This is a genomic window from Mycolicibacterium sp. Y3 (assembly GCF_051188035.1).
GTDB lineage: Bacteria > Actinomycetota > Actinomycetes > Mycobacteriales > Mycobacteriaceae > Mycobacterium > Mycobacterium fluoranthenivorans.
In genome coordinates this window covers 1,273,245-1,288,522 of the sequence record NZ_JAVQLT010000001.1, presented here as the reverse complement: position 1 = coordinate 1,288,522, position 15,278 = coordinate 1,273,245, and the positions used below count along the sequence as shown (strand labels likewise).

14 protein-coding genes are annotated in these 15,278 nt (G+C 67.1%); 8 read left to right on the top strand and 6 right to left on the bottom strand.

The window, feature by feature from the left end:
- Positions 1 to 59: 59 nt before the first annotated feature.
- Positions 60 to 776, top strand: coding sequence for an SDR family NAD(P)-dependent oxidoreductase (locus tag QN239_RS06350; RefSeq protein ID WP_499008779.1), 717 nt, complete (start codon positions 60 to 62; stop codon positions 774 to 776).
- Positions 763 to 1,131, top strand: a complete 369-nt coding sequence (locus QN239_RS06345; RefSeq protein WP_499008778.1) for an SgcJ/EcaC family oxidoreductase — start codon at positions 763 to 765, stop codon at positions 1,129 to 1,131. Before QN239_RS06350 ends, QN239_RS06345 begins: the two co-directional genes overlap by 14 nt.
- On the opposite strand, the gene QN239_RS06340 is transcribed toward QN239_RS06345, so the two are convergent.
- Positions 1,128 to 2,117, bottom strand: a complete 990-nt coding sequence (locus tag QN239_RS06340; RefSeq protein WP_499008777.1) for an LLM class F420-dependent oxidoreductase — start codon at positions 2,115 to 2,117, stop codon at positions 1,128 to 1,130. The genes QN239_RS06345 and QN239_RS06340 overlap by 4 nt on opposite strands.
- 85 nt (positions 2,118 to 2,202) lie before the next feature.
- On the opposite strand from QN239_RS06340, the gene QN239_RS06335 reads away from it, so the two are divergent.
- Positions 2,203 to 2,847 carry a hypothetical protein gene (locus tag QN239_RS06335; protein WP_499008776.1) on the top strand — a complete coding sequence of 215 codons (645 nt, stop codon included), beginning with the start codon at positions 2,203 to 2,205 and terminating at the stop codon, positions 2,845 to 2,847.
- A 54-nt stretch (positions 2,848 to 2,901) separates the two neighbouring features.
- Here the strand turns inward: QN239_RS06335 and QN239_RS06330 are convergent, their stop codons facing one another.
- Entirely contained in the window at positions 2,902 to 4,362 is a 1,461-nt protein-coding gene (locus tag QN239_RS06330; protein WP_499008774.1) for a class I adenylate-forming enzyme family protein, read from the bottom strand.
- A 97-nt stretch (positions 4,363 to 4,459) separates the two neighbouring features.
- Here QN239_RS06330 and QN239_RS06325 point away from each other — a divergent pair, with 97 nt between their 5' ends.
- The 4 genes from QN239_RS06325 (at position 4,460) to QN239_RS06310 (ending at position 8,691) form a co-directional block, all read left to right on the top strand.
- Positions 4,460 to 6,106 carry an alpha/beta fold hydrolase gene (locus QN239_RS06325; protein ID WP_499008773.1) on the top strand — a complete coding sequence of 549 codons (1,647 nt, stop codon included), beginning with the start codon at positions 4,460 to 4,462 and terminating at the stop codon, positions 6,104 to 6,106.
- Positions 6,107 to 6,226: 120 nt separating this feature from the next.
- On the top strand, positions 6,227 to 7,798 hold the full coding sequence (locus QN239_RS06320; RefSeq protein ID WP_499008771.1) for an alpha/beta fold hydrolase: 1,572 nt from the start codon (positions 6,227 to 6,229) through the stop codon (positions 7,796 to 7,798).
- A 48-nt stretch (positions 7,799 to 7,846) separates the two neighbouring features.
- Positions 7,847 to 8,272, top strand: a complete 426-nt coding sequence (locus tag QN239_RS06315; RefSeq protein WP_090354583.1) for a pyridoxamine 5'-phosphate oxidase family protein — start codon at positions 7,847 to 7,849, stop codon at positions 8,270 to 8,272.
- Positions 8,269 to 8,691: a PPOX class F420-dependent oxidoreductase gene (locus tag QN239_RS06310; protein WP_499008769.1), complete on the top strand. Its 423-nt coding sequence runs from the start codon at positions 8,269 to 8,271 to the stop codon at positions 8,689 to 8,691. The genes QN239_RS06315 and QN239_RS06310 overlap by 4 nt, the downstream gene beginning before the upstream one ends.
- 20 nt (positions 8,692 to 8,711) lie before the next feature.
- Here QN239_RS06310 and QN239_RS06305 read toward each other — a convergent pair whose 3' ends face one another.
- Positions 8,712 to 9,257, bottom strand: a complete 546-nt coding sequence (locus tag QN239_RS06305; protein WP_499008766.1) for a TetR/AcrR family transcriptional regulator — start codon at positions 9,255 to 9,257, stop codon at positions 8,712 to 8,714.
- A 76-nt stretch (positions 9,258 to 9,333) separates the two neighbouring features.
- Here QN239_RS06305 and QN239_RS06300 point away from each other — a divergent pair, with 76 nt between their 5' ends.
- Positions 9,334 to 10,584, top strand: a complete 1,251-nt coding sequence (locus tag QN239_RS06300; RefSeq protein ID WP_499008764.1) for an FAD-dependent monooxygenase — start codon at positions 9,334 to 9,336, stop codon at positions 10,582 to 10,584.
- A 52-nt stretch (positions 10,585 to 10,636) separates the two neighbouring features.
- Here QN239_RS06300 and QN239_RS06295 read toward each other — a convergent pair whose 3' ends face one another.
- The 3 genes from QN239_RS06295 to QN239_RS06285 all read right to left on the bottom strand — a co-directional run bounded on the left by QN239_RS06295 (position 10,637) and on the right by QN239_RS06285 (position 15,253).
- A complete protein-coding gene (locus QN239_RS06295; RefSeq protein WP_499008762.1) occupies positions 10,637 to 12,784 on the bottom strand; it encodes a 3-hydroxyacyl-CoA dehydrogenase NAD-binding domain-containing protein in 2,148 nt (715 codons plus the stop codon).
- 14 nt (positions 12,785 to 12,798) lie between these two features.
- Complete coding sequence (locus tag QN239_RS06290; protein WP_499008761.1) at positions 12,799 to 14,010, bottom strand: acetyl-CoA C-acetyltransferase; 1,212 nt, start codon at positions 14,008 to 14,010, stop codon at positions 12,799 to 12,801.
- A gap of 133 nt (positions 14,011 to 14,143) precedes the next feature.
- A complete protein-coding gene (locus QN239_RS06285) occupies positions 14,144 to 15,253 on the bottom strand; it encodes an alkene reductase (protein WP_499008760.1) in 1,110 nt (369 codons plus the stop codon).
- Positions 15,254 to 15,278 lie beyond the last annotated feature (25 nt).

The window sequence follows — 15,278 nt, the reverse complement described above, 5'->3', positions numbered from 1 at the left end:
ATCGTGGGCGCGATCCTCGCGTTGAGCTCGGTGACAGACCCGCTCAGAAAGGCAGGATCATGAACACTCCCACCACCCGCGTAGCGATCATCACCGGCGCCTCCCAGGGCATCGGAGAGGCACTGGTCGCCGGCTACCGCAAGCTCGGCTACGCGGTCGTCGCGAATTCCCGCAGCATCACCGAGAGCGACGACCCGATGGTGCTGACCGTCGCCGGTGACATCGGCGCACCGGGTGTCGGCCGACGGATCGTCGACGCCGCCATGGAGCGGTTCGGCCGCGTCGACACCGTCGTCAACAACGCCGGCATCTTCGTCGCCAAGCCGTTCACCGAATACACCGATGCCGACTACGACGCCGTCACGGGCGTGAACCTGCGCGGCTTCTTCGAGGTCACCCGTGCCGCACTGGCCACCATGCTCACCCGGGACGGAGGCGGCAACATCGTCACCATCTCGACCAGCCTGGTCGACCACGCCAACTCCCAGGTGCCCTCGGCGATGGCGTCACTCACCAAGGGCGGGCTGAACGCGGCCACCAAGGCACTGGCCGTCGAGTATGCCGGGCGCGGCATCCGGTCCAACGCGGTGGCGTTGGGCATCATCGACACCCCGATGCACGCACCCGAGACCCATGACTTCCTGGCATCCCTGCACCCGATGGGTCACCTGGGTGAGATCGACGACGTCGTGGACGCGGTGCTGTACCTGGAGCAGGCGAAGTTCGTCACCGGCGAGATCCTGCACGTCGACGGAGGCCAAAGTGCCGGGCACTAGCGAGGACATCGTGCGCACCGTGCTCGACGAGTGGAAGGCCGGGATCGACACGCACGACCCGGGGCGGGTGGCTGCGGTGTTCACCGAGGATGCCGTGTTCCAGGGGCTGCACCCCTACACGGTGGGCCGCGACGGCGTGTTCGCCTACTACGAGGGACAGCCGCACGGGCTGACGGTGGACTACCGGATGTACGCGATCCGCCGGCCCGCCGAGCAGGTGCTGCTGGGCTACGGGCATGCCGATTTCACCCGCCCCGACGGCACCGTGCTGGCCCTGATGCTCGGCGTGGCACTCACTCGCGATGGGGACGACTGGCGGATCACGCAGTATCAGGTCAGCGCCGTGCCCACTTAGCCGAGGGCCGGGATGATCTCGCGCTCGAACAACTCGATACCGGACCGGTCGTACGCGGCCTCGGGGAAGTAGAGGATGGCGTACTCGCACCCGAGGTCGCGCAGCCGCGTGAGCCGCTCGATGACCTGTTCGGGGGTGCCGGTGGCCGAGTCGGGTGAGGCGACGTTGGCCAGCATCGCGTCGACGGCAGTCGCATCGGCCTTGCTCACCTGACGGGCCCGGATCCGGGCCAGCCGGTCCTTGACCTCGGCTTCGGACCGACCGACCACGGCGTTCAAATTGGCCGAGCGCACGATGGCGTCGTAGTCGGTGCCGACATCGCGGCAGTGGCCCGCCAGGATCTCGGATTTGCGGGCGAACTCCTCGGGAGCCGCGCTGAAATTGGTGTACCGCGCGTACTTGGCCGCGATCTTCAGCGTGACCTTCTCGCCGCCACCGGCGATCCAGAGCGGAAGCCCGCCCTCCTGCAGCGGCTTCGGTGCCACGATGGCGTCGTTCACCTGGTAGTACCGGCCGTCGAAGGTGACGCGGCCGTCGCGCCAGGCGTCCCGCATGATCTGCACGCCCTCGTCGAGGCGGCCCAACCGTTCGCCTGCGGACGGGAAACCGTAGCCGTAGGCCCGCCACTCATGCTCGTACCAGCCGCCGCCGATACCCATCTGGGTGCGCCCGCTGGAGATCACATCGACGGTGGACGCAATTTTTGCCAGGTAGGCGGGGTTGCGGTAGCTCATGGCGGTGCACATCTGGCCGAGCTTGACCCTGCTGGTGGTCGCGGCCAGTGCGGCCATCAACGACCACGCCTCATGGGTGGCCTCGTCGGTGGGCACCGGGACAGTGTGGAAATGGTCATACACCCACACCGAATCCCAGCAGCTCGCATCGGCATGAGCAGCCAATTCGCTCATCAGCGGCCACTGTTGTTCGGTGGGGATGTCGACGAGATCGAGTCGCCAACCTTGCGGAATGAAGAGTCCGAAGCGCATGCATAGAAACTGTAGGCCCACCGCATTGTTATCTCGTCTACACTCTAAGGAAATTGTTCGCTACATCAATGGGTGAGGACTGGCCATGACCAACTCGACGCGCCGCTACGCGGCGGCCGTGGCGGCGGCCTTCGCACCACTGGCTGTCGTTTCCGTGATCACCGCTGCACCGAGCTCCGCCGAGTGCGGGGCCGACCAGTCCGAGTTCAACGGCAACTGTGTCTCGTCGAACTGCAAGAAGACCGAGGTCCGCGACTCCGGCACCGGTGAGTGCCGCAGCGCACTCTCGGCGGCATTCGGTAAGGCCCAGCCGCGCCAGGTCGCGCAGGTCAGCCCCGAGCAGTGGAACAACGCCTACCACGTGGCACAGCAGGCCAACGTCCTGCCGTCCGGCGTGAAGGCCACCAAGGACGTGTTCAGCGTGGTGAACTCCGCGATCGACGTGCCGACCAGCGCCATCGGCGGTGTGAACGATCTGGCCTACACCGCTTTGCTGTTCAGTCGAATCGGCGGCGGCACGCTCGGTGCCACGAGCAACATTGCCTCCGCGGCATCGGCTCCGGTCAGCGCGATGGGCGCCATCGCCGACGCCGCGCAGGCGCTACCGTCCCCGAAGATCGGGCTGCCCAAGGTCGGCCTGCCCAAGGTGGGGCTGCCGAAGATCGGGATGCCGAAGCTGTTCTCGGCCTGCCTGCCGGTGAAGTTCGTCTTCTTCCGGCCCTGCATCTGATCCCACACTCGTCCGACTGGCCGGAAACCTCAGGGTTCCCGGCCAGTCGTCTTTTCACGGCCGGTACAGGGCGGCGACATCGCGCAGACTGACCTTGAGCGCCGGATTGCGGGGCAGCGCGTCGACGACCACCACCCGCACCGGGACACTGTGGTGCGGCAGCGTCTCACGCACGAGGCCCAGCAGCGCCGCCGGATCCGGTGCGGGGGCACCCGGGACGACTTCCACAGCGGCGAACGGCACCTGGCCCAGCCGGGTATCGGGTACCCCGACCACGCAGGCGTCGCGCACACCGGGATGGTCCAGCAGCACCCGTCGCACTGTCTCGGGCAGGATCTTGAATCCCCCGCGGTTAATCGCACCGTCGGCGCGGCCGTGCAAGGTGATGAAACCGTCGGAGTCGATGGACGCGATATCGGTGGTGCGGATCCAGTCCGGGTTGATCGACGCGATACGCGCTTCCAGCAGGCCGTGGCGCCCCGCCTCCAGTTGTTCTCCGGTATCCGCGTCGATGATCCGTACTTCGGTGTCGGGCAACGCCTTTCCTGAGCTCAACCGTTTGGTGGCGCCGAACTCCCGATACAGCTCGGGCGTCCACGCGCATACCGATCCGGCGAATTCCGTTGCACCGTAGGCCAACAGCACCGGAATCCGGTAGCGCCGCTCGAACGCGTCGCGCACCTCCGAATCCAGCGGACCGGAAGCACTGACGATGAACTGCAACGAGGCCAGATCCGCGGGGTCGAGGTCGGCGTCCAGCAGCATCCGCACCACGGTGGGTTGCACCCCGGCCCGTTGCAGCCGATAGGTTTTCACCACCCGCACCCACTCCTGGACGCTGAATTTCTCCAGCAGCACCATGCGCTTGCCGATATAGGCACCGGTGATCAATTGGCACACCCCGCCGATCCCACCCAGTGGCCAGTACACCAGCTCAGGCGGATCGTCGGCGCTGGCCTGCCCGCCGGTCACGCTGTACACCGCGCGTTCCAGCACACGGGCCGCAATGGCCTGCCGTTTGGGCGGCCCGGTGGTGCCGCTGGTGAGGACGTGCACACCGCAGCGGCCCGCAGCGGTGTCGACGTGACTGCGCGCCAAGCCATCGACGAGGTGCGCGCCGCTCACCGAGATCCGCACGCCGGCACTGCCTGCCGCCGCGGCGGCGGCGGCCACCGGCGCGGTCCAGTCCTCGTCGTCGGCCAGCACCGCGGGCAACCGGAGTTTCTCGATATCGGCGGCGATGGCGGCTGAGGATTGGAACGAATAGATCATCGACACCCAGCGGCGCGCCGCCAGCAGACCGATGGTCGCGGCGGCATGCGGCCATCGGTTGCGCACCACCAGCCCGATCGGTGCGCCGGCCGGTACGCCGGCGGAGCCCAGCGCGGCCTCGACCGCGGCGGCCATGGCGGTGACTTCGGTGCCGGTGTACCAGCGCCCGCCGAATTCGATACAGGGCCGGTCAGCGTAGCCGGCCACCCTTGCCGCAAAGGTTTCGGTAAAGCTTTCGGTCACGTGGCCACGGTAGCGGTCCCGCGAAAACCCCACGCCGACGCCGACACGTTCGGTATACACAGGACCGCTGGTATCACCAATCGGGTTGGGGGGTCTGATGTCGATGAACCATGGCGGCACACGGGTGCGGCAGTCGGTCGCGATGTTGTGTGCGGTGTTGTGGGCGTTGGCGACCATGTGGATGGCGGGCGGCGTCGCCCACGCCGACGGGACATCGACGAAGGACTCCACACGGAGCAGCGCGTCGGAGGGTGGCGCGTCCACGTCGGAGCCGGCCACCCACGACAAGCCGACGGCCGATTCCACGGCCGCCGGGGAGGGCGCCGCCACCGGGGAATCGAACACCCAGAAATCCGGCACCGAGAAATCCACCGCCACCGATCCACCCAAGACCCGCGGCACCCACAAGCACGGCACCTCCCGCCCGGCGGGTAAACCCAAGACCGCGACGCCGGCGACGGACACGACGTCAAGTTCCAAGTCCGACACCAAGGCCGATGCCAAACCGGCCGCGACGCCGGCCGATGCCGACGCGGCGCCGAGGACGACGAAGGACAAGACCGTCACGGTCAGTGCCGCGGCCGCCACTCTTGCGGCGGCACCCGCGGCCGCGAAGGTCGCCACCGCGGCGGTCACCCCGTCGGCCACGGCATCGGTGCCCAACCCGATCAAGCAGATCACCCAGTTCGCCCGCCAGATGACCGGGCTGGCCAATGACCTGGCCTTGATCGCGGTGTCGCTGGTGAACAATCTGGCCGCGGCGGCGGCCACCACCATCGGCCCCAAACCGTTCTTCGGCCTGCCGTACAACATCGCCAAGACCGTCGCCGGCACCACCGCGATCGCGGCCAAACTGCTGGACGGCACGCCTTTGGATGCCGTCAGCGAGGGACCGTACAAGGTGAACTACGGTGTGCCCGATCTGCTGTCCTGGCTCAATCCGGTGAAATCGCCTGCGGGAGCCAATCTTCCGTTCACCGGAATGTCGGCCGACCATCCGCTGCCGATCATCCTGCTCAACGGCACCAGCGCCACCCAGGGTGTGAACTGGAGCGTGGGCGCCCCGGTGCTGGCCAACGCCGGCTACACGGTCTACACCTTCAACTACGGCAACACCACGACGAACCCGTACTTCCCGGTGCAGGCCACCGCCGATATCCGCAAGTCCGCGCAGGAACTCTCCGACGAGGTGGACCGGGTACTCAACGAGACCGGCGCGGACAAGGTCATCCTGATCGGTCACTCACAGGGCGGCGGCATCATGCCGTCCTACTACATCAACAATCTGCACGGGGACGAGAAGGTCTCGCAGTTCATCGGAATTGCGCCGAGCAATCACGGCACCAACGTGGACGGGCTGGTCGATCTGAAGAACATCCCCATCCTGGGCCCGGCACTCGCGCCGCTGATCTACCGCATCGTCGACCTGTTCGGCGCCGCCTGGACGCAGCAGGCCGTCGGTTCGCCGCTGCAGCAGGAAACCTACGGCGCCGGTGACACCCGGCCGGGCGTGCTGTACACGACGATCGCGTCGAAGTTCGACTGGGTGGTGACGCCGTATACGCAGCAGGCACTGGCCGCCGGCCCGAACGTCACCAACATCGTGCTTCAGGATCTGTACCCCAACTACAACGCCGGGCACCTGGGCATCGTGTTCTCCGCTCCGACGTGGACCGCCGTGTTGGGTGCACTGGCCGCGAACCCGGCGGCGAACGTCGCGCCCACGACGGCGCTCGCGGCCTGATCCGACGTCCGAAAATTGACATCAGCGGCCACAAGATGGCCGAAAGTCGCTCGCGTACAACGGACCGTCGGCTATACCCATACCCAAGGGTATTGCCCATGGGGGTCGGGGGAGGCCACAGTGTCGTCGAGTCGTGTCCGCGTGCGCACCTGCCGTTTTCCAGCCGCGCTCTTGGTGATCGCCTGGTTGTTCGCCGCGCTCTGGCTGACCGGCGGCGTGGCGTATGCCGATGACACCACGTCGCACGATTCGACGCCGGGCACCTCCCAATCGGGTGACCAGAGCGCCACGTCGGCAGACAAACCGGCCGCTTCTGCAGACAAACCGACTGCGTCGGAGGAGAAGACCGACACCCCCACACGGGCCGGCAAGCCGCGCGGCGCGCGTAAGCACGGCACCGCCAAGCAGGCCACCGAGACCACACCGGATACCAAGCCGGACGCCAAGCGCGGTCCTGATTCCGACGCGAAGGCCGGGACCAAGCCGAAAACCACGGCCGCGCCGGAACCGGACACCAAGCCGCTCACCACCACCGCGAAGAAGTCCGGCGCCGCTGCCGCAACCCTGAAGCTGGCCTCCCCGGCGGTCCTGCCGTCGACCACCGCCAAGGCGCCCCACCCGATCGCGCACGCGGTCCAATTCGTCCGGCAGATGACGGGGCTGGCCAACGACATCGGTCTGCTCGCCGTCACCGTGGTGAACAACCTTGCCGCCGCGGCGGCCGCCACCATCGGCCCGAAACCGTTCTTCGGGGTGCCCTACCACGTGGCCAGTGCCATCGCCGGAACGGCGGCCACCGCGGGCAAGCTGCTGACCGGGACACCGCTGAACGCCGATTCCACTGTCAAGGGGCCGTTCAAGGTCAGCTACGGGATGGGCGATCTGCTGAGCTACCTGAACCCGAACAAGTCGCCTGCCGGAGCCAACCTTCCGTTCACCGGGATGCCCGCGGACCACCCGCTGCCCATCATCCTGATCGCCGGCACCGCGGCCAACGCCCCGTTCAACTGGAGCGTCGGCGCACCGGTACTCGCCAACGCCGGCTACACCGTCTACACGTTCAACTACGGCAACGTCACCGACAACCCGAACTGGCCGGTGCGCGGCACCGCCGATATCCGCAAATCCGCCGCGGAACTCTCCGCCGAAGTCGACAAGGTGCTGCAGGAGACAGGTGCCGACAAGGTCATCCTGATCGGGCACTCGCAGGGCGGCGGTATGACGCCGGAGTACTACCTGAACAATCTCGACGGGGCGGCCAAGGTCTCGCAGTTCATCGGCATCGCGCCGGCCAACCACGGGGCCGATGTGGACGGACTGGCCTACATCAAGAACATCCCGCTGATCGGAAAACCGATCTTCAACCTGATGAACCTGCTGGGCCCGGCTTGGCTGCAGCAGGCCATCGGGTCACCCCTGATCGACGAGATCTACGGCGACGGCGACACCCGTCCCGGCGTGCTCTACACGATGATCAGCACCAAGAACGACTGGATCGCCACGCCCTACACCAACCAAGCGCTCGACGGCCCGAATGTGCAGAACGTCGTCCTGCAGCAGCTGTACCCCGATTTCAACGCCGGGCACCTGGGCATCGTGTTCGCGAAGCCTACGTGGGATGTCGTCCTGGGTGCGTTGGCGGCCAACCCGGCGGCCAATCGGGCACCACAGGATCAGACCATCGCCGCCTGAAAACGACTGCCCACCAATAAGTTCAGAGCAGTGGTTAGGCTGGTGGCCATGGCCCTTTCCAAGGAAGAACGCGAACAGTTTCTCGCCGAGCCGCATATTGCCGCACTGTCGGTCTATGCGGGTGACAACCGCGGACCCCTCACGGTGCCGATCTGGTACCAGTACTCCCCCGGCGGACAGCCCTGGCTGCTCACCGGGAAAGGCTCGCGCAAGCACACGCTGATCGAGGCCGCCGGACACCTCTCGCTCATGGTCGAGCGCCTCGAACCGTCCGTGCGGTACGTCGCGGTGGACGGTGCGGTCGACCGCATCGAACCGGGTACCGACGACCAGCTGGTCGAGATGACCAAGCGCTATCTGGCACCGGAGAAGGTGGATCCGTACCTGGAGTTCGCCCGCCGCGAGCACGGGGAGAGTGTCGCGGTGTTCCTCAAGCCCCAGCACTGGATCTCCTCGGACCTGGGTGCACTGTGACCATGCTTTCCGACAAGGTCGTCGCATTCCTTTCGGAGGGCACCCGTACCGCCGTATTCGGATGGGTGGCCTCCGACGGCCGGCCGCTGGCGGCACCCGTGTGGTTCTTCGTCGACGGCGACGAGTTGGTCTTCAACACCGGCAAGGACACCGCCAAGGGAAAGGCGTTGCTTCGGGATCCGAGAGTCGTGCTGTGCGTTGATGATTCGCAGCCTCCGTACTCCTTCGTGCAGGTTCAAGGGGTGGCCACCCTCAGCGAGGACCCCGCCGAACTGCTCGACACGGCGACCCGCCTCGGCGGCCGGTACATGGGGGCTGACCGGGCGCGGGAGTTCGGCGAGCGCAACGGCGTCCCTGGCGAATTGGTGGTGCGGGTGCGGCCGACCAAGGTGCACGCCGGGTTCGACGTCGCGGACTAGCCGCTAGCGACCGGGACGCCTCAGAGTCCCAACGCCGCCATCGCACCGTCGACCGCGGCGGTGCGCAGTTCATCGCGCCGGGCATCGGGGAACTGCAGGCAACAGTCCTGCAGCCCGCCGAACGCGATGACGGCCCGCGTCGACTGCGTCAGCGAGGCCCTGGCGCCGAACACCAGCCGGGTGTAGCGCTCCCGCCACGCCAGCAGGGTGTCGATCAGGCCGAGGTCGGCCAGTGTCGTGAGTTCGGCGACCACGAGCACCAGGTCGGCACGGTACCGGTAGTGGAAGTCGAACCAGCCCTCCAGGAGTTCCCGCGGGGTGGCGCGGGCCGCGCCCCGGCGCCGCTCATAGCCGGTGACCAGCTCTTCGCCCTCGTCCATCAACGGCGTGAGGATGCTGCGCACCAGGTCCTCACGGGAACTGAAGTGGTAGTACAGCGCGGGTTTGGTGATGCCCAGGCGGTCGGCGATGTCCTGCAGGCTGGTGCGCTGCACGCCCTTCTCGGTGAACAGCTCACGCGCCACCTCTTGGATGCGGTTCTTGGTATCCGACGCGGGCCTGGGCACGTAGCCACCATAGCTGACTTAACGATCGGTAAGCTCGTCGACGTAAGCTTACCGATCGTTAAGTAAGGAGAAGATCGTGAACGTACTCATCTCCGGCGCCAGCATCGCCGGGCCGGTGCTGGCATATTGGCTGGCACAGCACGGGATCGACGTCACCGTCGTGGAACGCGCACCCGCACTGCGCAAGACCGGCGGCCACGCCATCGACCTGTTCCGGCCCGCGATGGAGATCTCCGAGCGGATGGGCGTCCTCCCCCAGGTCATGGCGCATGCCACCGGGACGACACTGCTCGACGTGCGCAGGCCCTGGGCCCCCCGTCCGGCGTATATCGACTACGTGAAGCTGGCCGGCGCCATGTCCGACCGGCACGTCGAGATCATGCGGGACGATCTCAGCGAGATCTACTACGACGCAAGCCGTGACGACGCCGAGTACCTCTTCGGCGACCAGATCACCGCGATCGCCGATGACGGCCGGGTGACATTCGCTCACGGCAGGTCACGGCGGTTCGACGTGGTGGTGGGGGCCGACGGGTTGCACTCGGGCGTCCGTCAGATCGTGTTCGGCGACGTGCCCGAACGTTTCCTCGGTGGCTACCTGTCGGTGGTTTCGGTGCCGAAATCGTTTGCCCGCGAGGGTGAGATGACCGGCTACTACGAGCCCAACCGGGTGGCGATGGTCTACACCGCCGATCATCTGGACGACGCCCGCGCGGTGTTCGTCTTCCGGCCGGTGACGCCGCTGGCATTCGACCACCGCGACGTGTCCCGGCAGAAGAGGCAGCTGTGCGACGCCTTCACCGGCGTGTCCGGCGAGGTCGACACCTGGCTGGCAGAGGTGGAGCGCACGCCGGCGTTCTACTTCGACGCCATCACCCAACTGGAGATGACCACCTGGTCGAAAGGCCGCGTGACACTGGTCGGGGACGCCGGCTATTGTCCCGGCCCGGCCGTCGGCGGCAGCACCAGCCTGGCCGTCTACGGCGCCTACGTGCTGGCCGGTGAGCTCGCGCGCGGCAAGGACATCTTCGCCTCCGATGAGCGCTTGCGCGAAGAGCAGATAAGCACCGATGAGCGCTTGCGCGAAGAGCAGATAAGCACGGCGTTCGCGGCGTACGAGGCGATCATGATGCCGTCGGTAGTCAGCGCGCGCGCCTTCGCGGCCACCACGGCGAAGACGATCGTGCCCGGAAGTCGTTGGGGCGTGGACGCACTCGTCGCCGCGGGGCGCGCGATCTCGGCGCTCCCGCTGGGTGTGACGCAGGCACTGGCCCGGCTCAACCGCAGGGGTGTGCGGCTCTACGACACCATGCCGCTACCCGCCTGAACACACAAATCCCCCGGAACCGCAGTGGTTCCGGGGGATTCGCGTGAGATGACTAGCTCTCCAGCGACGCCGGCGGCAGGAACCGGTCGCCGTACTTGGCGGCCAGTTCCTTGGCGCGGGCCACGAAGGCTTCCTTGCCGACGCCGAGCGGTCCCTCGTAGCCGACGATGAACTGGGCCGAGCCCCCGGTGTACGGCGGGAAGCCGATACCCATGATGGAGCCGATGTTGGCATCCGCGGTGGAGGTCAACACGCCCTCGTCGATGCACTTCTGGGTTTCCAGAGCCTCGGCGAACAGCATGCGGTCGATGGCGTCCTGCAGCGGGATCTGCGCAGACCCGGAGTTGAACGTCTCGCGCAGTCCGGGCCACAACCCGACCCGCTTGCCGTCGGCGTACTCGTAGAAGCCGGCACCGGCCAGCCGCGAGGGACGGCCGATCTCGATCATCTTCTCGACGACGGCCTCAGCCGGGTGCGGAACGTAGACGGCTCCCGCATCTTCCTGCGCCTTGCGCGTAGCAACGGCGATCTTGTGCATGAGCTCCAGGTTCAGCTCATCGGAGAGCTGCAGCGGCGCCGCCGGGTAACCGGCCTGCGATCCGGCCTGCTCGATCGACGCGGGCTCGACACCCTCGCCCAGCATGGCCAGCGCCTCGTTGACGAAGGTACCGATCACGCGCGAGGTGAAGAAGCCGCGGCTGTCGTTGACGACGATCGGGGTCTTCTTGATGGCCAGCGTGTAGTCGAACACCCGGGCCAGCGCCTCGTCGGAGGTCTTCTCCCCGCGGATGATCTCCACCAGCGGCATCTTGTCGACCGGCGAGAAGAAGTGGATGCCGACGAAGTCCTCCTGCCGCTTCACGCCGGTCGCCAGACCGGTGATCGGCAGCGTGGAGGTGTTGGAGCCGAGCAGCGCGTTGGGCTCGACGATGTCCTCGATCTCCTGGAACACCTTGTGCTTGAGTTCCTGGTTCTCGAACACGGCCTCGATCACGAAGTCGACACCCGCCAGATCCGCCGGGTCAGCGGTCGGGGTGATCTTGGCAAGCAGCGCCGCAGACTTCTCCTCGGTGGTCTTGCCACGCTTGAGCGCCTTGGCTTCCAGACCCTCCGAGTACGCCTTGCCCTTCTGGGCGGCCTCGATGGTGACGTCCTTGAGCACGACGTCGAAACCGGCCTTGGCCGACACGTAGGCGATACCGGCGCCCATCATGCCCGCACCCAGCACACCGATCTTGGTGATCGGCACCGGTGCGATGCCCTCGGGCCGCGAGGCGCCGCCGTTGATGGCCTGCAGGTCCAGGAAGAACGCCTGGATCATGTTCTTGGCGACCTGACCGGTCACCAGCTGGGTGAAGTACCGGCTCTCGATGCGGCTGGCGGTGTCGAAGTCGACCTGCGCACCCTCGACGGCGGCATCCAGGATGGCCCGCGGTGCCGGCATCGGGGCGCCCTTGAGCTGCTTGCGCAGCAGCGCCGGGAACGACGGCAGGATGGCCGCGAGCGCCGGGGTGGCGGGGGTGCCACCGGGGATCTTGTAGCCCTTGACATCCCACGGCTGCACATGGGCATCCGGGTTCGCCTTGATCCAGGCCTTGGCGGCCGGGATCAGTTCCTCGACCGAACCGACGAGCTCGTCGACCAGGCCGACCTCCTTGGCCTTGGTCGCGGTGAACCGGGTGCCCTGGCTCAGGATCTCCATGAAGGCCTTCTGGATACCGAACATCCGCACGGTGCGCGCCACGCCGCCGCCGCCGGGCAGCAGGCCCAGGGTGACCTCGGGCAGACCGATCTGCACACCCTTGACGTCGGCGGCGATGCGGTGGTGGGTGGCCAGCGCGATCTCCAGGCCGCCGCCGAGCGCCGCGCCGTTGATGGCCGCGACGACGGGCTTGCCGAAGGTCTCCAGCGTGCGCAGGTCGCGCTTGATGGTCTCGACCTCGTTGAACGCGTCAGCGGCGTTGTCGGGGCCGATGTTGATCATGGCCTTGAGGTCACCGCCGGCGAAGAACGTCTTCTTGGCACTGGCGATCACCACACCGGTGATCTCCTCCTGCTCCGCGAAAAGCCGCTCCACGGCGAGGTGCATCGACTCCTTGTAGTGCTCGTTCATCACGTTGGCGGAGCCGGTGGGGTCGTCCAGGGTCAGGGTGACGATGCCGTCGGCGTCCTTGTCCCAGTGAATCGTGTTCTCAGTCATTGGTTCAGTTCTCCCTAGACGCGCTCGATGATGGTGGCCACGCCCATGCCGCCGCCGACGCACAACGTCAGCAGGGCACGCCGGGCGCCGCGGCGCTCCAGCTCGTCGACCATGGTGCCGATGATCATGGCGCCGGTGGCGCCCAGCGGGTGGCCCATGGCGATGGCGCCACCGTTGACGTTGAGCTTCTCGTCCGGGATGTTCAGATCCTTCTGGAACTTCAGGACGACCGAGGCGAACGCCTCGTTGATCTCGAACAGGTCGATATCGTCGACCGTCAGGCCGGCCCGGTCGAGCACCTTCTTGGTGGCCGGCGTGGGGCCGGTCAGCATGATCACCGGGTCGGCACCGCTGGTGGCGGTGGCCACGATGCGAGCCCGCGGGGTCAGCCCCTGCGCGGCACCCGCAGCCTCGGAGCCCACCATGACCAGCGCGGCACCGTCGACGATGCCCGAGCTGTTACCACCGGTGTGGACGTGGTTGATCTTCTCGACGAAGTGGTACTTCTGCAGCGCCACATCGTCGAAGCCGCCCATCGCGCCGATACCGTCGAACGCGGTCTTGAGCTTGCCCAGGCTTTCCACGGTGGAACCGGGACGCATGTGCTCGTCCTGATCGAGGATGACCAGTCCGTTCTGATCCTTCACCGGCACCACGGACTTGGCGAAGTAGCCGCCCGACCAGGCCGCGGCCGCGAGTTCCTGCGAGCGGGCCGCGTACGCGTCCACATCCTCGCGCGAGAAGCCCTCGATGGTGGCGATCAGGTCGGCACCGATGCCCTGCGGCACGAAGCCCACGCGGTAGTTGGTCTCCGGGTCCAGCGCCCAGGCGCCACCGTCGGAACCCATCGGGACACGGCTCATCGACTCGACACCACCGGCGAGCACCAAGTCATCCCAGCCCGAGCGCACCTTCTGGGCGGCCAGGTTGACGGCCTCCAGGCCGGAGGCGCAGAACCGGTTGAGCTGGAAACCACCGGTGGTGTCGGGCATGGCAGCGGCCAGGACCGCGGTACGGGCGATATCGCCACCCTGATCGCCGACCGGGGACACGACACCCAGGATGACGTCGCTGATCAGCTTCTCGTCGAGGTCGGGGAAGCGGGTACGCAGTTCGTTGATCAGACCCACAACCAGGTTGACGGGCTTGACCTCGTTGAGGGCGCCGCCGCGCTGCTTACCGCGCGGCGTGCGAATGGCCTCGTAGATGAAGGCTTCTTCGGACATGTGTAGTTCCCTTTCGGGTGGGTGACGGGATCGTCGGTCGGGACTCGAGTCCACTGGTCGCGAAGCCTAACAAAACCGCAAACCAACCTGTTGGTTGGGCGTATGCTCAGCGCCCCGAACACCCACTACACACTCATGCCGTGCGCGGTTCCTCCAGCTCAGCCAGGGTCGGGTAGTCGATATAGCCTTCGGCACCCGGGGCGTAGAAAGTGGCCACATCCGGCTCGTTCAGTTCCGCACCCAGCAAAAGACGGTCGATCAGATCGGGGTTGGCCAGGAACGTCCGGCCCACGGCGACAGCGCTGACGGCGCCCCACTCGGCGTAGCTCTCCAGCTGGCAGAAGTCGGTGCCCGTCTCGCGCCCGGTGTTGAGCACCAGGGTGCCCGACCACACCGCGCGCAGCACGCCGAACTCCCGGGCGCTCGGGTCGATAAGCACGTGCAGATAAGCCAGTCCCAGCGGGGCGATGCGGTCTAGCAGCGCCTCGTACACCGCGACGGTGTTCTCCTCCCGCATATCCCCCGCGGAGTTCCCGGGCGAGATACGCAGGCCGACCCGCCCCGCGCCGATCTCGGCCACCACGGCCTCGACCACCTCGGCGGTCAGCCGGGCCCGGTTTTCCGGCGAACCCCCGTAGGCGTCGGTGCGCTGGTTGGTCACATCCGATGAGAACTGGTGCAGCAGATAGCCGTTGGCACCGTGGATCTCGACGCCGTCCAGTCCGGCGTCGACGGCACGCCGGGCGGCGGCCCGGAAATCGGCGATGATGCCGGGGATCTCGTCGGTACGCAGCGCACGCGGCACGACGAGCGCCTTCTTACCCGACGGGGTGTGGGTGGTCATGTTCGCCGCGATCGCCGAAGGCGCGACGGGCTCGATGCCGCCGTTCACCTCCGGATGACCCATCCGGCCAACGTGCCAGAGTTGCATGAAGATTCGGCCGCCCGCGTCGTGCACGGCCCCGGCGATCTCGGCCCACTTCTCCTGATGCCGGTCGGTGTAGTTGCCGGGGGTGTTCATATAGGCGCCGTTGGCCACCTCGGAGATGGCGGTGGCCTCCGTGATGATCAGTCCCGCGCCCGCGCGCTGGGAGTAATACTCCGCGGCCAGATCCGACGGCGTGCCGTCGGCCTGCGCCCGGGACCGGGTCAGCGGTGCCATGAAGATCCGGTTCCGCGCTTCGGTGTCGCCGACGCGGATCGGCTTGAGCAGTGTGGCGTCGGGCACGAGGGTGAAAGCCATGTGCTGGTAAGCGCACCTGGCAGTC